This window comes from Paracoccus halophilus, from assembly GCF_000763905.1.
GTDB lineage: Bacteria > Pseudomonadota > Alphaproteobacteria > Rhodobacterales > Rhodobacteraceae > Paracoccus > Paracoccus halophilus.
In genome coordinates, this window is sequence record NZ_JRKN01000014.1 from 22,094 (window position 1) to 42,522 (window position 20,429).

Below are 20,429 nucleotides of genomic sequence, written 5' to 3' on the forward strand. Positions count from 1 at the left end.
TGCGGGCGGGGGCGCGAAACCCCCGCCCTTTTCATATCCTGCAAGCGGCGTCAGAATTCGCACGAAACCGACCAAGGGGGGAAGCATGGAACGCAAAGCCAAGCCAAGGGGCATCGGATGGCCGATCTGACCACCCGCAAGGACCGCCGCGCCGGGCGCATCACCTTTACCCGGCCCAAGGCGCTGAACGCGCTGAGCCATGAGATGGCCCTGCAGATCGACGCGGCGCTGCGCGCATGGCAGAACGACCCCGAGGTCGCCCTGATCATCGTCGATGCCGAGGGCGAGCGCGCCTTTTGCGCCGGCGGCGATATCGCCGCGCTTTATCACGCCGCGCGCCAGGGCGACCATCAGCCCGGCCGGGACTTCTTTCGCGACGAATACCGGATGAACGCGCGGATCGAGGAATATCCGAAACCGATCGTCGCCTTCATGCAGGGTTTCGTCATGGGCGGCGGGGTCGGCGTCGGCGGCCATGCCAGCCACCGCATCGTCGGCGAGACGACGCAGGTCGCCATGCCCGAGACGGGCATCGGCATGATCCCGGATGTCGGCGGCAGTTGGCTGCTGGCCCGTGCGCCGGATCATGCCGGCGAATATCTGGGCCTGACCGGCGCACGCATGGGCGCGGGCGATGCGATCTGGGCCGGTTTCGCCGATCACTTCATCCCCGAATCGGAATGGCCCGGCCTGATCGACCGGCTGGCCGAGACCGGCGATCCAGGCGTGATCGCGCCCCATCCCCGCCCCGAGGCGCCGCTGGCCGGCGCCGATCTGTCGGCCTTTGCCGGGGCGACGGTCGCCGAGATCATCGCCGCGCTCGAGGCATCCGGCGACGAGGCGGCGCTGAAGCCGCTGCGCCGCGCCTCGCCCCTGTCGATGGCGGCGACGCTGGAACTGGTGCGGGCCGCGCGCGGGGATGCCAGCATACGCGACAGTCTTGCGCGCGAGATGCGCTTTACCGCGCGCACCACCGAAATGGGCGATTTCCTCGAAGGGGTGCGCGCCCAGATCATCGACAAGGACCGCAACCCGCAATGGGCGGCCGATGCCAGCCCGGCGCATGTCGCGGCCATGCTGGCATCGCTGGGGCCGGAGGAAATCACATGGGAGGACGCATCATGAAGATCGGGTTCATCGGGCTGGGCAATATGGGCGGGCCGATGGCCGCCAATCTGGTCAAGGCCGGGCACCGGGTCGCGGGATTCGACCTGGCCGCGCCGATGCCCGAGGGCGTCACCGCCAGCGCCAGCGCCGCCGAGGCCGCGCACGAGGCCGAGATCGTCATCACCATGCTGCCAAATGGCGCGATCCTGCGCGCCGTCGCGGATCAGGTGATCCCCGCCATGGCCCGGGGCGCGGTGCTCTGCGACTGCTCGACCGTGGATGTCGACAGCGCCCGCGCCGTCGCGGAACAGGCCGCCGGGGCCGGGCTTGGCGCGCTGGACGCGCCGGTCTCGGGCGGGATCAGCGGCGCGGCGGCGGGTACGCTGACCTTCATGGTGGGCGGTGCGCCCGAGGCATTCGACAGGGTGCGGCCGCTCTTCGACATCATGGGGCAGAAAGCCGTGCATTGCGGCGCATCAGGCACCGGACAGGCGGCCAAGATCTGCAACAACATGATCCTGGGCGTGACCATGATCGCCACCTGCGAGGCATTCGCGCTGGCCGACAAGCTGGGCCTGGACCGGCAAAAGATGTTCGACGTGGTCTCGACCTCGTCGGGCTATAGCTGGAGCATGAACGCCTATTGCCCGGCGCCGGGTGTGGGCCCCGCATCGCCCGCCGATGACGGCTACCGGCCGGGATTTGCCTCGGAACTGATGCTCAAGGACCTTCGGCTGAGCCAGCAGGCCGCCGAAAGCGCCGATGCGGATACGCCGATGGGCGAGCTTGCCGCCGCGCTTTATGCCCGCTTCGTCGAGCAGGAGGATGGCAAAGGGCGCGATTTCTCGGCCGTGCTGCCATGGATCGCGGAGCGCCGGCGCCCGGGTTGAATTTTCAGCGACTCCGTGGGAGCCAAAACGGGCGCTGAGGCGTTTACCCCGATGAACGCCGCAATGTCAGGCTGAATACCATGTTCCGCCATCGCCTTGAGATGCTTGTCATGCTGGGCACGGCCGCCGCGCTTGGCTCGGCCGCCATGGCCGAACAGGCGGGCCTGATGCCGCAGCCGGCGGACGACGCCGCCGCGCAGGCGATCGCGCCCGCGCGGGGCGGCTTGCAGGTCGGTCAGATCATCGACGGCGGCGGTCTGCACCGCGTTTCCCGGCCCGGCCTTTACGGCATGAGCCAGCCCCCCGCCGGCAGCGCCTATGGCATCATGGATGACCGGCTGATCCGTTTCGATCCGGAAAGCGGCCGCGTCCTGTCGATCATCCGGCAGGTCGAGCAGATCCTGGATTAACGCGTTTCGGATCAAGGTTGAGGCATTTCCGCTCTGCCCGCCTGTCGCGCCAGCGGCAGGCACGCGTCCGCCCGCCCCATGGCGGGCGCGTTCCGCGCCCACCCGGGCAGACGCTCACCGCTTAAGCGTCAATGGCTCAAACTCGCCCCGAAACGCTTCAGCCACGGCCCTGCAATAGCGCGCGGGCGGCCTGCTTGGCGGCCTGGGTGATTTCCTCGCCGGAAAGCATGCGGGCGATTTCCTCGATCCGCTCACCGTCATCCAGCGCCGTCACGCTGGAGGTGGTCATTCCCGCCGCAACCGATTTCGCGACCCGGAAGTGATTGGCGCCAAGCGCCGCGACCTGCGGGCTGTGCGTCACCACCAGCACCTGCGCGCCGCTGGCCAGTTGCGCCAGCCGGCGGCCGACCGCATCCGCCGTGGCGCCGCCGACGCCCCGGTCGATTTCGTCGAAGATCAGCACCAAGGCATCGTTGCCGCGCGCCAGGCAGACCTTGAGCGCCAGCAGAAAACGCGACAGTTCCCCGCCCGAAGCGATACGGTCCAGCGGCCCGGCCGGCGCTCCCGGATTGGTCGCGACGGCAAAGACCACCGCGTCGCGCCCCTCGGGGCCCGGCTCGGCCTCGGAAAGCCGGGTCTCGAACACCGCCCGCTCCATCTTCAGCGGCGCGAGCTCGGCCGCCATCGCGGCATCCAGCCGCCCGGCCGCCTCGGACCGCTGGGCGGTCAGCGCCGCGGCGGCGCTGTCATAGGCCGCGTCGGCCGCCGCCACCTGATCCGCGAGCCGCGCCATCTCGCCCGCGCCGGCGTCGATCCTGCCAAGGCGGTCGCGCAACTGATCGGCCAGCCCGGCCAGATCGTCGGCCAGAACGTCATGCTTGCGCGCCAGCGCGCGCAGGGCGAACAGGCGCTCTTCGGTCGCCTCGAGCTCGCCGGGGTCGAAATCCATCGCCGCCAGCGCCGTCTCGACGCCCGACACCGCTTCGCCCAGTTCGATCAGCGCCCTTTGCAGCGCGGCCGCCGGCGCCTCCAGCCGCCCCTCGGCCCGGTCGGCGGCGCCGTCAAGCCAGCGCACGGCATCCAGCATCGCGCCCTCGGCCCCTTCGGCGCCCAGGGCCTGCAACGCGCGCGAGACATCCTCACGAATCCGCTCGGCGCCCTGCATGGCACGGCGATGGCTGTCCAGTTCCGCCTCTTCGCCCGGCTTCGGGTCCAGCTTGTCCAGTTCGGTCACGGCGTGACGCAGGAAATCCTCTTCGCTTTTCGCGGCGGCAAGCGCGGCCTCGGCCCCGGCAAGGGCGGCGCGTGCCTCGCGCCGGGCGGCCCAAGCGGCCCGCGCCGGGCCGGTATCGAGCAGCGCAAAGGCATCCAGAAGCTGGCGATGGCCGCGCGGGTTCAGCAGCCCGCGATCGTCATGCTGACCATGCAGTTCGACCAGCGTTTCCGACAGCGCCCGCAGCACCTCGCCCGAGGCGCGGCGGTCGTTGATCCAGCCGGTCTTGCGCCCGTCGCCGCCATTCACCCGGCGCAGGATCAGCTCGTCCCCGACGGCAAAGCCGGCCTCGTCCAGCACGGCGCGACCGGGATGATCGGGCGGCAGGTCGAACACCGCCGTGACCTCGCCCTGACTGGCGCCGGCGCGCACCAGATCGGCGCGGCCCCGCCAGCCCAGAACAAAGCCCAGACAATCCAGCAGGATGGACTTTCCGGCGCCGGTCTCGCCGGTCAGCACGTTCAGGCCCGGCCGGAACTCAAGCTCAAGCCGGTCGATCAGCAGCATGTCGCGGATGTCGAGATGCCGAAGCATCGCCGTTTACAGCCACTTGCCCTGGATGACCTGACGATAGACCCGGGTCAGCCAGCTGTCGCCACGCGCCTGCGGCTCCAGCCCGCGGCCGCGAAGCTGCGCATAGGCATCCTGATAGAAGGGCGAGGACTGGAAGTTATGGCCCAGAATCGCCCCCGCCGTCTGCGCCTCATCGTTCAGGCCAAGCGCCAGATAGGCCTCGACCAGACGCATCAGCGCCTCGGGGGTATGGGTGGTAGTCTGGAATTCCTCGACCACGACGCGGAAACGGTTGATGGCGGCCGAATAATGGCCCCGCTTGAGATAATAGCGCCCGATCTCCATCTCCTTGGCGGCGAGATGGTCGAAAGCCAGGTCGAATTTCAGGATCGACGAGCGCGCATATTCGGTATTGGGATATTCCTCGATCACCTCGCGCAGCGCCTGCAGCGCCTGGAAGGTCAGGCCCTGGTCGCGGCCCACCTCGTCGATCTGGTCGTAATAGCTGAGCGCCAGCAGATATTTCGCATAGGCCGCGTCCTGATCGCCCGGATAGGTGTCGATAAAGCGCTGCGCGGCGCCGCGCGCCTCTTCGTAGTCGCGCGCGCGGTGATAGGAATAGGCCTGCATGATCAGCGCGCGCTTGGCCCATTCGGAATAGGGGTAAAGCCGCTCGACCTCGGTGAAGTAGCGCACCGCGTCCTCGGGCCTGCGCGAATTCTCCAGCTCGTATTCGCCGCGCTTGTAGATTTCCTCGGCAGTGAAATTCTCGAATGATTGGGGCGTATTGTTGCCGCCCCCGCATCCCGCCAACAGGCCGACCGACAGCACAGCCGCGACCAAGAAACCCGATCTGTTGCCCGTCATATTATCCTGCCTGTCAGAATCTTACGTCGCCTCGCGCGGTTTTTCCCGCGCAAGCCCCGACCTCCTAGCACAGAAAATCTGGCTGCGCAAAATGCCAAAACCGGAAATATTTCGGGGCCCTGCCGTCGCGATCAGGCGACGGCCAGTTCGGGCATCCGCGAAACGATGTGCGGGGTCGCGGCGATCAGGCCGGCGCCCGGCAGGCGGCTTTCCATCGCCGGGGTCAGCGTGATCCATTCCCAGGCATCGGGCCGGGCGAAAAGCGCGCGCAGCAGCCTGTTGGTCATCGCGTGGCCGGCACGGTGGCCGGTATAGCGCGCCAGCAGCGGCGCGCCCGCCAGGCCCAGATCGCCCACGGCGTCCAGCATCTTGTGGCGCACCGCCTCGTCGCGGTGACGCAAGCCGCCGGGCGACAGAACCTTGTCGCCATCGATCACAACCGCGTTCAGGTAGGTACCGCCAAGCGCCAGCCCGTTCTGCTGCATCCTGACCACATCCGCCTGACGGCAGAAGGTGCGGCTGTCCATCAGTTCGTGCACGAAGGTGCCATTGGCCATGTCGAGCCGCTTTTCCTGATGTCCGATCGCGGCATCGACGAAATCGATATCGAAATGGATCTCCAGATGGTCGGCGGGCGACAGCCGGGCAAAAGCCTCGCCCTGCTGCACCTCGACCGGGCGCAGCACGCGAATCGCGCGCAGGGGCGCGTCAGGCTGCCTGCGCAGCCCGGCATCAAGGATACCCTGCACGAAGGGCGCCGAGGAACCGTCGAGAATCGGGACCTCGGGGCCGTTCACCTCGACCAGCGCATTGTTGATGCCGGTACCGACCAGCGCCGCCATCACATGCTCGACCGTCGAGACGGTGACGCCATCGCCATTGTCGAGCAGCGTGCAAAGCTGCGAGGGCGAGACCCTGTCCCAACGCGCGGGGATACGCACGCCGCCCAGATCGGTGCGCAGGAAAACGATGCCGTGATCCGCGGGGGCTGGCAGAATCGCCAGCCGGACGGCCGCACCCGAGTGCAAGCCAACCCCGCGAAACCGGGCCTTCCGAGCTATTGTCGTCTGCATGAGACTGCCTGCCGCTTCTGTATTCACTGTTATGCGCGAAGCCCTTGCTCCGCGTTCAACATCAGTTAGGCACAGGCTCGCGGACACTCAACTAACGAATTGTGACCGCGTGTAACATTCGGCAGCCATATTTCGCCAGTTTTCGCCGCAGCACAGCAACGGCTTGAAACAAAATGAAAAAAGGGCCGATTACACGGCCCCTTTTATGGTTTTGCGAAATATTTGTGAACGGTTCAGTTCGCCTGACGACGCAGGAAAGCCGGAATTTCGACATTGTCACCGGCGCGATCCGGGCTTGCCAGATCGTCGAAACCGGCATCGAATCCGCTGCTCTTGCGCGCCGCGACACGTTCGTTCACCCGCTCGGCGATGGTCGCCGCCGGAGGCTTTTCGGCCTGCTCGCCATGGCCCGAGATCCGCTCGAGCATCCGCGACAGCCCGCCCATGCGGCCGGGATTGTTGCGCGGATCATCGGCGGGGTGCTGCGCCTGCGGATGGTTGCGCTGCTGCGCCGCGGCCTGGCGTTCCGGCGCCCGCTGCACCGCCGCCGCAAGCCGCTCCATCACCGCGTCCGAGGGCTGTCCGGCGGCGCGGCGCGGCGCCACGAAACTGCCGGAATCCGCGTTCAGCGCATCCGCCTGCGACGGGGCGGGCTTGCGCGCCTCGGGCTGATAGGCCGGGCGCGGCATGTCCTCGTCCTCGTAGCGCGCGGCGGCGGCCGCGGGCTTGGGCGCGGGGTCCTGGCGCTCGGCGGTTTCCGCGACCGGGGCGGTGCGGCGCGGCGGCACGGCCAGTTCCTCTTCGACCGTTTTCTGCGCGACCTGCGGGTTCTGGGTCAGCGGCTCTTTCATGCCACGGCGCGGGGCCGGAAGCTCGGCCGCCGAAGCGTCGATGCCGGTGGCCACGACCGAGACGCGGATCGCGCCTTCCATATCCGGATCCAGGGTCGAGCCGACGATGATATTGGCATCGGCATCGACCTTTTCGCGGATCTTCTCGGCCGCCTCGTCCATTTCGAACAGGGTCAGGTCGTAGCCGCCGGTGATGTTGATCAACACGCCCTTGGCGCCGTTCAGGCTGATCTCGTCCAGCAGCGGGTTGGCGATCGCCTTTTCGGCCGCCTGCACGGCGCGGTTCTCGCCCGAGGCCTCGCCAGTGCCCATCATCGCCTTGCCCATCTCGTCCATCACCGCGCGCACGTCGGCGAAGTCGAGGTTGATCAGACCCGGGCGCACCATCAGGTCGGTCACGCCCTTGACGCCCTGATACAGCACGTCATCGGCCATGGCGAAGGCTTCGGTGAAGGTGGTCTTTTCGTTGGCCAGCCGGAACAGGTTCTGGTTGGGGATGATGATCAGCGTATCGACGACCTTCTGCAGGGCCTCGACGCCCTCTTCGGCCTGCCGCATCCGCTTGCTGCCCTCGAATTGGAAGGGCTTGGTCACCACGCCGACGGTCAGGATGCCCATTTCGCGCGCCGCCTGGGCGATGATCGGGGCGGCGCCGGTGCCGGTGCCGCCGCCCATGCCGGCGGTGATGAAGCACATATGCGCGCCCATCAGGTGATCGACGATATCCTCGATGGTTTCCTCGGCCGCCTTGGCGCCGATCGAGGGCTTGGCGCCGGCACCCAGACCTTCGGTCACCTTGGGACCGATCTGGATGCGGCTGTCCGCCTTGGAGGATTGCAGCGCCTGGGCGTCGGTATTCGCGACGACGAATTCGACCCCCTCAAGCTGCTTGTCGATCATGTTGTTGACCGCGTTGCCGCCAGCACCACCGACGCCGAAAACGGTGATGCGCGGCTTAAGCTCCTGTTCATCGTTCAGCATCAGGTGGATCTGCCGTTCCATGTCTCGCCTGCCCTCGTTTGTTATGCCGGACATGCCGCCCGGTCGAATCCCCTTATACCCGCCAGACTAGCCAGATTCGCATCCAGCGTCACCCGAAAAAGACCGGGACACCACAAAATATGGCGGTTCCGGCGCCCTCGATTGGCGGTATATCGCCCATTCTCCAGCATGTGGTGGGGCGAAGCCGCCTCACCACCGGATCAAGGCTCCGATCAACTACCAGTTGTTTCGGAACCAGCGATAGGCCCGCAGCAGACTGCCCCGGGCATATTGGTCGGCGGGCATCTCGAAATCCCACCATTCGTCCTGCGGATGCGCGGTCAGCAGCGCCAGCCCGATGGCCGAGGAAAATCCGGGCGCCGTGGCATTATGCGGCAGGCCCTGAATGCGCAACGGCCGGCCGATGCGCACATTCTGGCCCAGCATGCGCGCCGCCAGCGCGTCCAGCCCCGGGATCTGGCTGCCGCCGCCGGTCAGCACGATCTGGCGCGAGGGCATGTAATCGAACCCCGCCGCATTCAGGATCTCGCCGACCTGTTCCAGGATTTCCTCGACCCGCGGCCGCATGATGCCGATCAGATCGGCGCGGCTGACGCGGCGGCGGTCGGTTTCCCAATCGCCCGTCTCGCCGCCCAGTTCGATCATTTCGCGGTCGTCGCGCCCGGTCGCCTCAAGCCCGCCATGCAAGGTCTTGAGCCGCTCGGCCACGCTGTAGCTGACGCGCAGTCCCTTGGCGATATCCTGCGTGATCAGATCTCCGCCAATTCTGGCAGCATCCGCGAAGATCATGTGTTTCTTGATGAAAACCGATACGCCGGTGGTGCCGCTGCCCAGGTCGATACAGGCCGCGCCCAGTTCCTGTTCATCCTCGACCAGCGCCGCCAGCCCCGACACATAGGAGGCCGAGGCCACGCCCGCCAGTTCCATGTCGCAGCGCCGGATGCAATGGACCAGATTGCCGGCCGCATCGCCGTCGATGGTCAGCACATGCATGTCGCAGGCCAGCTTGCCGCCGGCATGCTCGCGCGGGTCCGACAGTCCCGAGCGGCCGTCGACCGCGAAATTCACCGGCTGGGCATGCAGCACCTCGCGCCCGCGCCCGAAATCGGGCACCTCGCACGAGGCCAGAACCCGCGCCACGTCCTGCTCGGCGACCTTGCCGGAACTCAGCGCGATCTCGCCCGCCAGCCCGTATGAGGCAGGCCGCGCGCCCGAGATGCAGGCGATGACGTGATCGACGCGCACGCCGGCCACTTTCTGCGCCGACTGGATGACGGTGCGGATCGCGCGCTCGGTTTCGGCCATGACGTGGATCTCGCCAAAGCGCATCCCGCGCGAGCGGGTATGCGCGGTGCCGATCACGCGGAAATTCGACTGGCCGGCCATCGGGCCGACGCCGTCGGTCTCGCGGAACTGGCTGGGCCCGTCGAATTGCAGCACGAGGCAGGCGATCTTCGAGGTTCCGATGTCGAGAACCGCAATGACGCCGCGCTGCATGGCCTGCCGGCGCATGTTCCGCATTGCCCTTTGGCCCTGATACAGATCCTTCATTTCCCCCACCCCTTCAATTGACTAGCCGTGATTTCCCGAATTTCCATGAGGTTTCTTCGCCTTGGCCGGATCGATCGGCAGACCGTCCGGACCCAGTTCCGGCTGTCCCCGCGCCCGGCGGATGGCGTTCTGCGCGTCCAGCCCAAGGCGCGCCACGGGGCGCGCGCTCAGCCGCAGATCGACGACCGGGATATCGCGGTCCAGCATGCTCTGGGCGCGGTCCATCGCGATGGCGCGTTCCAGCGCCTGAAGCGCGCCCTCGGCGGGCAGCTTGATGCGCTGGTCGCGATCCAGCACCAGATCCCACCGCCGTTCGCCCATCCGTTCCAGCCCGCGAATGCGCGGCAGGATCGGCCCGGCGGCATCGATCAGCGCCAGCGCCTCGGGCACGGCGAGATCCGCCCCCATCCCGGCAATGATCGGCAGATCCTCGCGCACGTCGCGCGACGTGGCCGAGGCGACCCGGTGGCCGGTCTTGTCCAGCAACTCGATGCCGCGCGCATGGCGCCACAGCACCGCAGGCACCCGTTCGGTCACCACCGCCGAGAGAACGCCGTCCGGCTTGATGCGCAGCTCGACCGTCTCGACGGCGTCAAGCATCAGCACCCGCTCGCGCAGCTTGCCCAGGTCGATATCGAAGCTGGAGGCCGGCAGATCGACCGGCAGCATGGCGCGCAGCCCCTTGTCCACCGCCGGCGACGCGCCCTCGATGGTCATCATCCTGACCATGAACCCCTCGCGGTTCTGGATACGGTCGATGATGCCGTCGATCCCGCCGGTCAGGTTGGCGCGGCGGGTATCGTCGGACAGCCAGATGCCGGCGACCAGCGCCGCCAGAAAGGCAGGCAGGCCGACATGGATCAGCCGCCGCATCAGCGGCCGCAGCATCATCCGGTTCAGGCGATAGGCCAGCCGCGAGGGCGCCGGGTCGCGCCGTGGCGCGGCCTGAGGCAGCGGCGCCGGGCGCGCGGGCGCGTGGCGCACCGGCGCCGGACGGGCACCCGAGGCCTGCCCGCGACCAAAGAGGTTCAGCCCCTGCATAGCGCCTCCTCGACGATCCAGCGGCACAGGGCGGGGAAATCCATTCCCGCATGCGCCGCCTGTTCGGGCGCCAGCGAGGTCGGCGTCATGCCCGGCTGGGTATTGATCTCAAGCAGGATCAGCCCGTCCAGCCCGCGGCTGTCGTCCCAGCGGAAATCCGTGCGCGTGAGGCCGCGGCAGCCCAGTGCCTGATGGGCGCGGATGGCATAGTCGCGGCAGGCGGCGGCGATGTCATCCGGGACCGCCGCCGGGATCACATGTTTCGAGCCGCCGGGCTTGTATTTCGCATCATAATCATACCAGCCCTCGGTCACGATCTCGGTCACGCCAAGGGCGCGCTCGCCCAGCACGGCGACGGTCAGTTCACGGCCCGGAGCATAGGCCTCGACCATGACGCGCGCGGGCATCTGATCGGAAAGCTGCGGCGGGGAATTGGCGGCCTCATGCACGATATAGACCCCGACCGAGGAGCCTTCGTCATTGGGCTTGACGACATAGGGCGGCGGCAGGACGTGGCGCGCGCGCACCTCGTCGGCATCGGCGATCAGGCTGTCGACCACTGGCAGCCCGGCCGCGCGAAAGGCAGCCTTGGCCCGGGTCTTGTCCATCGCCAGCGCCGAGGCCAGCACGCCGGAATGCGTATAGGGAACGCCCAGCCATTCCAGAAGCCCCTGCACACAGCCATCCTCGCCCCAGCGGCCGTGCAGCGCGTTGAAGACCATGCCCGGCTGCAATTCCGCCAGGCGCGCGGGCAGATCCCTGCCCGCATCCAGTTCCGTGACTTCATAGCCCGCCTGCCGCAGCGCCTGCGCGCATTCACGCCCCGACGACAGCGACACCTCGCGCTCGGCCGAGGGGCCGCCCATCAGGACGACGACGTTCGGGGCTGTCCTGCTCGACCTGCCCGCCAATTTTCTGCCTCATCCGTCCGGTTGATCCGGACGTTTCTATGCCGACAGGATAGCCGCTGAAGGGGCTGCGCAAAAGTCCCTTTTCACGCATGGCGAAATATTTTCGCGCGGCTGGGCGGGTTTGCGCGGATCAGGCCTCGCCGACCCGGATCACCTCCCATTGCAGATCGTGGCCGCTGGTCTCGCGCACCCGCCGGCGGACCAGTTCGCCCAGGGATTCAAGCTCGGCGGCGGTCGCGTGATCGGCGTTCAGCAGGAAATTCGGATGTTTTTCAGACATCTGCGCGCCGCCCAGACGGTGGCCACGCAGCCCCGCCGCGTCGATCAGCGACCAGGCCTTCAACTCATGGGAATCGTCGGCGCGGCCGGTCGAGGAAAACCCCGCCGGGTTGCGGAAGGTCGAGCCGGCGCTGCGGTCGCGGGTCGGCTGGCTGGCATCGCGGCGGTCAAGCTGGTCCTGCATTTTCGCGGCAAGCGCGCCCGGCTCGCCGCGATCCGCGCGCAGGCGTGCCTGGGTGATGATCCAGCCCTCGGGGATCTCGGAATGGCGATAGGCCAGACGCAGATCGGCCGCCGGGATTTCGTGGACGGCGCCGTCCCGCGCCACCGCCCGGACCGAGATCAGGTGATCGGCGACATAAGAGCCATAGCAGCCCGCGTTCATCCGCACCGCGCCGCCGATACTGCCGGGAATGGTGCGCAGGAATGTCAGATCCAACCCCGCCTCGGCCGCCTTGCGCGCGACATGGGCGTCCAGCGCGGCGGCGCCGGCAGTCACGGTATCCTCTTGAATTTCAATGGCATTGAAGCCGCGCCCCAGACGGACGACCAGGCCGCGGATGCCGCCGTCGCGGACGATCAGGTTCGAGCCGACGCCGATCGCGAAGACCGGAATTCCGGGGTCGAGATCGCGCAGGAAATCGGCCAGATCGGCCTGATCGGCCGGCTGGAACAGCCAGTCGGCAGGGCCTCCGACCCGCAGCCAGGTCAGGCTGTCAAGCGGCCGGTCCGGCGTCAGCGCGCCGCGAGGGGTGGGAAGTTCACGCGTCATGGCGATGCTGGTAGCCAGCCTTGCGCCGGGCGTCAACACGGCAGGACGCGGGCCGTCAGGGCGCGCCATGGGCGCGATGTTGCCAGGCGCCGACAATCGCGCCGAAGACCATCGACATGAAGGCCGGCAGCAGCACGAAATAGATCACCAGCGTATGCCGGCTGGCGACATCGGGGGCAAGCGTCGGGCGGGCGGTGAACCAGCCGTAAAGCATGATCAGCGCCCCGGCGATCAGACTGGCCCAGAACACCGCCAGCCCGTGCCGGCGGGCGAGATACCAGGCCGCGATCCCCGGCAGGGTAAAGGCGGCCAGTGTCGGCAGGATCAGGTCCAGCGGCGAGTCCATCTGCATCCCCTTTGCGTCAAGCCGCGCCAGCCTAGCGCGGACAGGGTTCCGGAGCAATCGCGCCACGGCGCCCTGCGACAAGATGGAGCAGGGGCCGAATGGGGCGGCACCCGTGAACAGGCGCTTCCGGCGGTTCTTTCAGGCGCGCAGGCCGGCAAAGATCGCCGGGTTCAGGCTGGCCTGGGCGAATGTTTCGCCGCGTGTCAGCACGCTGACCGCATCATGGGAATGCAGCGATTCCTGATGGCTGGCGATGATCCGGAAATCGCCCAGCCGCGGCTCGGCCATCAGCTGCGCGGCAAAGGCCCGCACCGCGTCCTCGACAAAGATCGGGTTCGCGGCATTAAGCTCGGCAAAGGCCTGCTCGTCCTCGCGCTTGACCATCACCTGGGTTTCGGTGGGAACCGCGCGCCGGCACAGCTCGACCATATCCTCGAACCACAGCGTATCGCCCTGCGTCACCGCCGAGATCCGCGCGATGGAGCGCTGCGAATGCGGCGTCGCCATCTGGCCGCGCATCTGGCGCGCATGTTCGGACAGTTCCAGCGAACAGGGGCAGGTCGAGGAATAGACATAGTCGAAATGCATGATCTGCAGGCGCTGCCCGGCGCGTTCGGCCAGTTCCAGCGCGATATCGTAATATTGCCAGCCCGACAGGCTCGAGCGCAGCGATTCCACCCGCATCGGATAGCTCAGCCGCATCTGGATGCGCGCGTCCAGACTGTCCAGATCGGATTTGTAATCGTCCAGCGCCGCCTCGAGCACGCCCATCGAGAACCGCTTTTCGGCATGGGCGTAAAAGCTGCGCATGATGCGCGACATGTTGATGCCCTTGCGATCCGCCTCAAGGCTGACGGTGCCGGTGACGCTGGTCTCCAGCGTGATCTCGCCGCCGCCATCGGGGCCGGGGCGGGTCTGATAGCGGATGGGCAGCCGGAAATTCGAGATGCCGACATGCTGGATCGGGGCATGGGCGCCGACGATCAGGCTGGCGGGGCCGTTCTGCAGATCCGGCAGGCTGGCGCGGTAGCCGGCATCGACGCGGAAATCCTCGGGGTATTCGCGCGACAGCGCCGGATAGGCGCGCTCGGTCGCGACGGGACGGGAATCGGTCATCTGGCTCCTTCCTGGCTGGCCCGACCCCCTATCTGGGAACCGCGGGCGGAAAGCGAAAGGGGCGCGGCGATCTTTCGTACATGCGCGCGCGCCCCTTCCCGTGTCAGGCCATGGCCTGACGGAAATCGGCGATCAGATCGTCGGCGTCCTCGATCCCGACCGACAGGCGCACGAGACCCGGGGTGATGCCCAGCCCCTGGCGCGCCTCTTCGGACAGGCGCTGATGGGTGGTGGTCGCGGGATGGGTGACGATGGATTTCGCATCGCCCAGATTGTTCGAGATCTGAAAGATCCGCATGCGGTTCATCGCCGCGAAGGCCGCCTGCTTGCTGCCCATATCGACGGCGATCATGGTGCCGCCGGCGCCGCCCATCTGGCGCATGGCCAGATCGTGCTGGGCATGGCTGGCAAGACCGGGATAGATCACCCGCGTCAGCCTGGCATCGCCCGCAAGCGCCGTGGCAAGCCGGGTCGCGTTCTCGGTCTGGGCGCGCACGCGCAGATCCATCGTCCCCAGCCCGTTCAGCATCAGCCAGGCGTTGAACGGGCTGATCGCGCCGCCGGTATGTTTCAGATAGGGCTCGGCTGCGCCGCGCACGAAGTCGCGCGTGCCGCAGATCACCCCGCCCAGACAGCGCCCCGAGCCGTCGATATGCTTGGTCGCGGAATAGACCACGACATCGGCGCCCTGCGCGACGGCGCGGGAATAGACCGGCGTGGTAAAGACATTGTCCACCACCACCGTCGCGCCGACCGCATGGGCAAGCCCGGCCACGGACTCGATATCGACGATCTCAAGCGTCGGGTTGGACATGGATTCGAAAAAGACCGCGCGGGTATCGGGTCGGATCGCATCGCGCCACTGGTCCGGTTCGGTGCCGTCCACATAAGACACCTCGACCCCGAAACGGGCCAGCAGATCCAGCACGTAAAGGCAGGAGCCGAACAGCGCCCGCGACGACACGACATGATCGCCGGGTTTCAGGAAACACATCAGCGCGCCATTGACCGCCGCCATGCCCGAGGCGGTGGCGAATGCGTCCTCGGTTCCTTCCAGATCGGCGATGCGGTCCTCGAACATGCGCGAGGTCGGGTTGCCGTAGCGGGCATAGATGAACTCGTCGGGGCCCGAGCTGATAAAGCGCGCCTCGGCCTGTTCGGCGCTGTCATAGGCAAAGCCCTGCGTCATGAACAGCGCCTCGGACATCTCGCCATACTGGCTGCGGCGGATGCCGTGATGGACGGCGCGGGTGCGCGGATGCAGCGGCGGCGAGGGCGGCTTGTCGGACATGGGCGGACTCCTTCGGGTCAGGAATATCGGGTTACTCCTGCCCGCCGGGTGACGCAAGGGCCGCGGGGTCAGTCCCCGTCGCGGGGCAGCGCGTAGCGCTCGAACAGGCGCGCATTGGCGACGAAAAAGCCGATCATGATCGCCGGCAGGCCGAAGGTCTTGAAATTGACCCATGCCGTTTCGGACATGCTGCGCCAGACAATCTCATTGGCGATGGCCAGGCCCAGAAACAGCAGTGCCATGCGCAGGGTCAGGATACGCCAGCCCTCGGGGCGCATGGGCAGGGCCTCGGCCATGACCAGCTCCAGCCAGTTGCGGCCGCGGATCAGGCTGAACCCCAGCAGCCCGGCAAAGATCAGATAGATGATCGTCGGCTTGACCTTGAAGAATCTGGGATCGTTCAGCCAGACCGACAGCCCGCCAAAGATCACCACCAGCACCAGCGTCGCGATCTGCATCGGCGCCAGCCTGCCGGTCAGCCGCCACAGCGCCAGCGTCGAGAGCACCAGCACCGGGACAAAGACCAGGGTCGCCACGATAAAGCCGGAATATTCCGTGCCGGCCAGCGTCACGGTCCGGTCGCGCAGCCGCATGAACACGACAAAGAACAGGATCAGCGGGCCGAATTCCAGCCCGGCCTTGAGCCAGGGGTTTATCTTGCGGGGTGCGGACATTCGGGCCTCCGGCGGCAATGTTTCAGGCGGCGTGGCGGCCCCGGGCCGAGGCCGCCATGCCGCTTTTAGGCCCAGCTTCGCCCGCCGGGCAAGCGCACAGCGCAGCGAAGGCCGTGCGCGGCGGCCAAATTCTTTGTGAAAGGGCGGCTTGTGAAAGGGCGGGGCCGGGCCGCATCCGCCCGGCCGCTCAGTCCAGCCGGATCGCGGTCAGGATGGCGCCGCTGGCGCGCTTGCTGCGGCTGTCGATCTCTTGCGCGAGGATGGCGTGACGCGTATCGGCGGGAAAGGCGTCGCCATCGGCCCTGCTGGCGCCGGGACGCACCGTCATGCGCAGCGGCACGCGGCCGTCCCATTCGGCGATCCGCTCGGCCGACAGGACGACATTGCGATATTCCATCGCCGCGCCGCGATTTTCGCCCGCCTGGATGGTGATCTTGCGGCGCGGCGCATAGCGAACCAGGACGATCGCGACCCGTCCCGGAATGGCGGCGCGCGGGGTCAGTTCGATCCGGTAGCCGTCATCCTGCGGAGTCGCGGTGACCATGACCTGGGCCGGGCGGGCCATCTGCGCCTGCAGCATCGCCATCAGTTCGGCCGGGCGCAGCGTGATCAGCGTCTCGGTTCCGCCCAGGATCATCTGCGGCGTATAGATCGCACGCTCGCCCGAGGCGCGCGCATAGGCCTGTTGCCGCCGGGTGAATTCGGGCCGCGCGAACCGGTCGGCCCAGCCCAGGTAATCCCAGTAATCGACATGCCATGACAGCGCCAGCACGTCCTTGCGCTCGGCCAGATCGGCCAGCATCCGATCCGCCGGCGGGCAGGACGAACACCCCTGCGAGGTGAAAAGCTCGACCACCACCGGCGGATGGCCGATCGGGCCAAGCATGCGCGCCCGCGCCGCCGATTGCGAGCTTACCTCGGCGAAGGAGGCGATGCCGGGGCCGGTCAGATCGTCGGGCAGCGCTTCGGGGTCCAGATGATCGGCCGCGAAACCTGCGACGCCCTCGGGCGCCTCGATCAGGCCGACAATGCCGTCATCCTCGGGCTCGTCGGACGCCGGCGCGGCGGCCGGTTCCGCCATGTCAACCGGGGCGGGCAGCGCGTCCGGCACATCCTCGATGGCATCGGGCAGTCCGGCATCGCGCCCGTCGGCCGTGGCGGGCGGCAGGATCTGCGTCCGGACATCCTGATCCGCGACCTCGCCCGGCGCTGCCTCCTGCGCCATGGCCATGCCGTTCGCAGCGGCAATCCCGATCCATGCCACCGCCGCAAGACGCCACAGGCCGGCCGGCAGGCGCACCGCCCCGGCCCGCCCCAAACTGATCCGCGTCACCGCCATTTTTCCGTCATTCCCGGCCCTTCCGAATGGCTATCAGGTAAACCGCCTCATATGGTCGCGACAAATCAATGCTTTGTTAGCGCGCCGTTCGCGCAGCGTGATCGTGACGTGATAGGCACATCGCGCATCTGCGGGAAAATACTGCATACCATCGCATACAAATTCCGTCTCCCCCCTTGATCCGATACCCGAAAAGGGGCACATGAGCCGGGAAACATTGCCAATCAGCCACCTTTGTCAAGGATAGGGAGCCGAGCATGCCCATCGAAACCGGAACCGATACCGCCAAGACCCGCCGCGAGCTGAAGGCTGGCGGACAGGATTATGCCTATTATTCGATCGAGGCGGCGACCGAGGCCGGCCTTGGCGATTTCTCGAAGCTTCCGGCCTCGCTGCGGGTGGTGCTGGAAAACCTGCTGCGTTACGAGGATGGCGGCCGCACGGTCAGCGTGGACGACATCAAGGCCTTTGCCGAATGGGCCGAAAAGGGCGGCAAGAACCCGCGCGAGATCGCCTATCGCCCGGCCCGGGTGCTGATGCAGGACTTCACCGGCGTTCCGGCGGTGGTCGATCTGGCGGCGATGCGCGACGGCATCAAGGCCCTGGGCGGCGACGCGCAGAAGATCAACCCGCTGAACCCGGTCGATCTGGTCATCGACCACTCGGTCATGATCGACGAATTCGGCACGCCCCGCGCCTTTCAGTTCAACGTCGAGCGTGAATACGAGCGCAATATCGAGCGTTACCAGTTCCTGAAATGGGGCCAGAAGGCGTTCAAGAACTTCCGGGTGGTGCCGCCGGGCACCGGCATCTGCCATCAGGTGAACCTGGAATACCTGGCCCAGACCGTCTGGACCGACACCGATCAGAACGGCCGTCAGGTCGCCTATCCCGACACGCTGGTCGGCACCGACAGCCACACCACCATGGTCAACGGCCTGGCCGTGCTGGGCTGGGGCGTGGGCGGCATCGAGGCCGAGGCCGCGATGCTGGGCCAGCCGATCTCGATGCTGATCCCCGAGGTCGTCGGCTTCAAGATCACCGGCGCCCTGCGCGAGGGCGTGACCGCCACCGACCTCGTGCTGAAGGTCGTGGCCATGCTGCGCGCCCATGGCGTGGTCGGCAAGTTCGTCGAATTCTACGGCGAGGGGCTGGACCACATGCCGCTGGCAGATCGCGCCACCATCGCCAACATGGCGCCCGAATACGGCGCCACCTGCGGCTTTTTCCCGGTCGATGACGAAACCCTGCGCTACCTGCGCCAGACCGGCCGCGAGGAAGACCGCATCGCGCTGGTCGAGGCCTATGCCAAGCAGAACGGCTTCTGGCGCGGCAAGGATTACGCGCCCGTCTATTCCTCGACGCTGGAACTGGACCAGGGCGATGTCGTGCCCGCCATCTCGGGTCCGAAACGCCCGCAGGACCACGTTCCGCTGACCGATTCGGCCTATGAGTTCCGCAAATATATCTGCGGCACCCGCAAGCTGGCCGAACCGCAGCGCGACGGCACCCGCGCCTGGAGCGCCGAGGGCGGCGCCCCCGCCCCCAACGACCTGCCCGGCCATCACGAAGGCTACAAGGCCGGCGCTGTCGAGGGCGAGGATTACCAGCTGCATGACGGCTCGGTCGTGATCGCCTCGATCACCTCCTGCACCAATACCTCGAACCCCTATGTGCTGATGGCCGCCGGGCTGGTCGCCCGCAAGGCGCGCGCGCTTGGCCTCAATCGCAAGCCCTGGGTCAAGACCTCGCTGGCGCCCGGCAGCCAAGTGGTCGAGGAATATCTGAAAGCCGCCAACCTGCAGGAGGATCTGGACGCGCTCGGCTTCAACCTCGTCGGTTTCGGCTGCACCACCTGCATCGGCAACTCGGGGCCGCTGCAGGCGGAAATCTCGAAATCGATCAACGAGAACGATCTGGTCGCGGTCTCGGTCCTGTCGGGCAACCGCAACTTCGAGGGCCGGATCTCGCCCGATGTGCGCGCCAACTACCTGGCCTCGCCGCCGCTGGTCGTGGCCTATGCCATCGCCGGCGACATGAATATCGACCTGACGACCGAGCCGCTGGGCTTCGACAGGGAGGGCAAGCCCGTCTATCTCAAGGATATCTGGCCGACCTCGAAGGAAGTCGCGGAACTGGTCGATACCGTCGTCACCCGCGAGATGTTCCAGGAAAAATACGCCGACGTGTTCAAGGGCGACGAGCGCTGGCAGGCGGTCGAGGTCACCGACAGCGAGACCTATGACTGGCCGCCGACCTCGACCTATATCCAGAACCCGCCCTATTTCCAGGGCATGTCCAAGGAAAAGGGCAAGATCAGCAATGTCGAGGGCGCCCGCATCCTGGCGCTTCTGGGCGACATGATCACCACCGACCACATCTCGCCGGCCGGCTCGTTCAAGGAAAGCACCCCGGCCGGCCGCTACCTGACCGAACGTCAGGTGCCGCCGCGCGAATTCAACAGCTACGGCTCGCGGCGCGGCAACCACGAGGTGATGATGCGCGGCACCTTCGCCAATATCCGCATCAGGAACGAGATGCTGGACGGGGTCGAGGGCGGCTATTCCAAAGGGCCCGACGGCAAGCAGGCGGCAATCTACGACGCCGCCATGGCCTATAAGGACGCGGGCGTCCCGCTGGTCGTGGTCGGCGGCATCGAATACGGCGCCGGCTCGTCGCGCGACTGGGCGGCCAAGGGCACCAACCTCCTGGGCGTCAAGGCGGTGATCGCCGAAAGCTTCGAGCGCATCCACCGCTCGAACCTGGTGGGCATGGGCGTCATCCCGTTCGAGTTCACCGGCGGCGACAACCGCAAGACGCTGGGCCTGAAGGGCGATGAGGTCATCTCGATCGGCGGGCTCGAAGGCGATCTGGCGCCGCTCGCGCTGGTGCCCGCGACGATCAGATATGCCGATGGCACGGAAAAGACGATCCAGCTGAAAGCCCGCATCGATACCGAGGTCGAGATCGAATATCTCGAAAACGGCGGCGTGCTGCATTACGTGCTGCGCAATCTGGCGAAAGCCTGATCGGAACAGACGAAAGACAAACGGCCCCGGAGCGATCCGGGGCCTTTTTCATGCGCGCTCACCGCGACCGCCTGCCCCGGCCCCGCCGCCAGAA

Annotated in this window: 17 protein-coding genes; 4 read left to right on the forward strand and 13 right to left on the reverse strand. The window is 67.1% G+C overall.

What is annotated here, in order from left to right; all coding sequences use genetic code 11:
• The first annotated feature begins 117 nt into the window (after positions 1-117).
• The 3 genes from IT41_RS11095 (at position 118) to IT41_RS11105 (ending at position 2,407) form a co-directional block, all read left to right on the forward strand.
• Entirely contained in the window at positions 118-1,125 is a 1,008-nt protein-coding gene (locus IT41_RS11095) for an enoyl-CoA hydratase/isomerase family protein (protein ID WP_036741188.1), read from the forward strand.
• On the forward strand, positions 1,122-1,997 hold the full coding sequence (mmsB, locus tag IT41_RS11100) for a 3-hydroxyisobutyrate dehydrogenase (protein ID WP_036741191.1): 876 nt from the start codon (positions 1,122-1,124) through the stop codon (positions 1,995-1,997). The genes IT41_RS11095 and mmsB overlap by 4 nt, the downstream gene beginning before the upstream one ends.
• Before the next feature lie 80 nt (positions 1,998-2,077).
• Entirely contained in the window at positions 2,078-2,407 is a 330-nt protein-coding gene (locus IT41_RS11105; RefSeq protein ID WP_036741194.1) for a hypothetical protein, read from the forward strand.
• 157 nt (positions 2,408-2,564) lie between these two features.
• Here the strand turns inward: IT41_RS11105 and recN are convergent, their stop codons facing one another.
• The 13 genes from recN to IT41_RS11170 all read right to left on the reverse strand — a co-directional run bounded on the left by recN (position 2,565) and on the right by IT41_RS11170 (position 17,306).
• Positions 2,565-4,214: a DNA repair protein RecN gene (gene recN / locus IT41_RS11110; RefSeq protein WP_036741197.1), complete on the reverse strand. Its 1,650-nt coding sequence runs from the start codon at positions 4,212-4,214 to the stop codon at positions 2,565-2,567.
• Positions 4,215-4,220: 6 nt separating this feature from the next.
• The gene (locus IT41_RS11115; protein ID WP_036741200.1) at positions 4,221-5,060 is read right to left on the reverse strand and encodes an outer membrane protein assembly factor BamD; all 840 of its coding nucleotides are present in this window, start codon (positions 5,058-5,060) and stop codon (positions 4,221-4,223) included.
• A gap of 131 nt (positions 5,061-5,191) precedes the next feature.
• Positions 5,192-6,133: a UDP-3-O-acyl-N-acetylglucosamine deacetylase gene (gene lpxC / locus IT41_RS11120; RefSeq protein WP_036741208.1), complete on the reverse strand. Its 942-nt coding sequence runs from the start codon at positions 6,131-6,133 to the stop codon at positions 5,192-5,194.
• Between the two features lie 233 nt (positions 6,134-6,366).
• Positions 6,367-7,986 (reverse strand): cell division protein FtsZ, encoded by a 1,620-nt coding sequence (gene ftsZ / locus IT41_RS11125; protein WP_036741210.1) that lies wholly within the window; start codon positions 7,984-7,986, stop codon positions 6,367-6,369.
• A gap of 216 nt (positions 7,987-8,202) precedes the next feature.
• A complete protein-coding gene (gene ftsA / locus IT41_RS11130) occupies positions 8,203-9,537 on the reverse strand; it encodes a cell division protein FtsA (protein WP_036741212.1) in 1,335 nt (444 codons plus the stop codon).
• Between the two features lie 21 nt (positions 9,538-9,558).
• Positions 9,559-10,578 (reverse strand): cell division protein FtsQ/DivIB, encoded by a 1,020-nt coding sequence (locus IT41_RS11135; protein ID WP_052081444.1) that lies wholly within the window; start codon positions 10,576-10,578, stop codon positions 9,559-9,561.
• Entirely contained in the window at positions 10,566-11,444 is an 879-nt protein-coding gene (locus IT41_RS11140; RefSeq protein ID WP_036741214.1) for a D-alanine--D-alanine ligase, read from the reverse strand. Before IT41_RS11140 ends, IT41_RS11135 begins: the two co-directional genes overlap by 13 nt.
• 175 nt (positions 11,445-11,619) lie before the next feature.
• Positions 11,620-12,540: a UDP-N-acetylmuramate dehydrogenase gene (gene murB, locus IT41_RS11145; protein ID WP_036741359.1), complete on the reverse strand. Its 921-nt coding sequence runs from the start codon at positions 12,538-12,540 to the stop codon at positions 11,620-11,622.
• A 55-nt stretch (positions 12,541-12,595) separates the two neighbouring features.
• A complete protein-coding gene (locus IT41_RS11150) occupies positions 12,596-12,886 on the reverse strand; it encodes a hypothetical protein (protein WP_139221685.1) in 291 nt (96 codons plus the stop codon).
• Positions 12,887-13,024: 138 nt separating this feature from the next.
• Entirely contained in the window at positions 13,025-14,002 is a 978-nt protein-coding gene (folE2, locus tag IT41_RS11155; protein WP_036741218.1) for a GTP cyclohydrolase FolE2, read from the reverse strand.
• A 103-nt stretch (positions 14,003-14,105) separates the two neighbouring features.
• On the reverse strand, positions 14,106-15,293 hold the full coding sequence (metZ, locus tag IT41_RS11160) for an O-succinylhomoserine sulfhydrylase (RefSeq protein WP_036741220.1): 1,188 nt from the start codon (positions 15,291-15,293) through the stop codon (positions 14,106-14,108).
• A gap of 68 nt (positions 15,294-15,361) precedes the next feature.
• Positions 15,362-15,967: an inner membrane-spanning protein YciB gene (locus tag IT41_RS11165; protein WP_036741223.1), complete on the reverse strand. Its 606-nt coding sequence runs from the start codon at positions 15,965-15,967 to the stop codon at positions 15,362-15,364.
• 187 nt (positions 15,968-16,154) lie between these two features.
• Complete coding sequence (locus IT41_RS11170) at positions 16,155-17,306, reverse strand: DUF1223 domain-containing protein (RefSeq protein ID WP_074948103.1); 1,152 nt, start codon at positions 17,304-17,306, stop codon at positions 16,155-16,157.
• 257 nt (positions 17,307-17,563) lie between these two features.
• Between IT41_RS11170 and acnA the strand changes: the two genes are divergently transcribed.
• A complete protein-coding gene (gene acnA, locus IT41_RS11175) occupies positions 17,564-20,335 on the forward strand; it encodes an aconitate hydratase AcnA (protein WP_036741226.1) in 2,772 nt (923 codons plus the stop codon).
• The last annotated feature ends 94 nt before the right edge of the window (positions 20,336-20,429 follow it).

Excerpts from the sequence above, each read along its gene's own strand:
- IT41_RS11095 (WP_036741188.1), top strand. The coding sequence starts at position 118 with ATGGCCGATCTGACCACCCGCAAGGACCGCCGCGCCGGGCGCATCACC.
- mmsB (WP_036741191.1), top strand. The coding sequence starts at position 1,122 with ATGAAGATCGGGTTCATCGGGCTGGGCAATATGGGCGGGCCGATGGCC.
- IT41_RS11105 (WP_036741194.1), top strand. The coding sequence starts at position 2,078 with ATGTTCCGCCATCGCCTTGAGATGCTTGTCATGCTGGGCACGGCCGCC.
- recN (WP_036741197.1), bottom strand. The coding sequence starts at position 4,214 with ATGCTTCGGCATCTCGACATCCGCGACATGCTGCTGATCGACCGGCTT.
- IT41_RS11115 (WP_036741200.1), bottom strand. The coding sequence starts at position 5,060 with ATGACGGGCAACAGATCGGGTTTCTTGGTCGCGGCTGTGCTGTCGGTC.
- lpxC (WP_036741208.1), bottom strand. The coding sequence starts at position 6,133 with ATGCAGACGACAATAGCTCGGAAGGCCCGGTTTCGCGGGGTTGGCTTG.
- ftsZ (WP_036741210.1), bottom strand. The coding sequence starts at position 7,986 with ATGGAACGGCAGATCCACCTGATGCTGAACGATGAACAGGAGCTTAAG.
- ftsA (WP_036741212.1), bottom strand. The coding sequence starts at position 9,537 with ATGAAGGATCTGTATCAGGGCCAAAGGGCAATGCGGAACATGCGCCGG.
- IT41_RS11135 (WP_052081444.1), bottom strand. The coding sequence starts at position 10,578 with ATGCAGGGGCTGAACCTCTTTGGTCGCGGGCAGGCCTCGGGTGCCCGT.
- IT41_RS11140 (WP_036741214.1), bottom strand. The coding sequence starts at position 11,444 with ATGGGCGGCCCCTCGGCCGAGCGCGAGGTGTCGCTGTCGTCGGGGCGT.
- murB (WP_036741359.1), bottom strand. The coding sequence starts at position 12,540 with ATGACGCGTGAACTTCCCACCCCTCGCGGCGCGCTGACGCCGGACCGG.
- IT41_RS11150 (WP_139221685.1), bottom strand. The coding sequence starts at position 12,886 with ATGGACTCGCCGCTGGACCTGATCCTGCCGACACTGGCCGCCTTTACC.
- folE2 (WP_036741218.1), bottom strand. The coding sequence starts at position 14,002 with ATGACCGATTCCCGTCCCGTCGCGACCGAGCGCGCCTATCCGGCGCTG.
- metZ (WP_036741220.1), bottom strand. The coding sequence starts at position 15,293 with ATGTCCGACAAGCCGCCCTCGCCGCCGCTGCATCCGCGCACCCGCGCC.
- IT41_RS11165 (WP_036741223.1), bottom strand. The coding sequence starts at position 15,967 with ATGTCCGCACCCCGCAAGATAAACCCCTGGCTCAAGGCCGGGCTGGAA.
- IT41_RS11170 (WP_074948103.1), bottom strand. The coding sequence starts at position 17,306 with ATGGCGGTGACGCGGATCAGTTTGGGGCGGGCCGGGGCGGTGCGCCTG.
- acnA (WP_036741226.1), top strand. The coding sequence starts at position 17,564 with ATGCCCATCGAAACCGGAACCGATACCGCCAAGACCCGCCGCGAGCTG.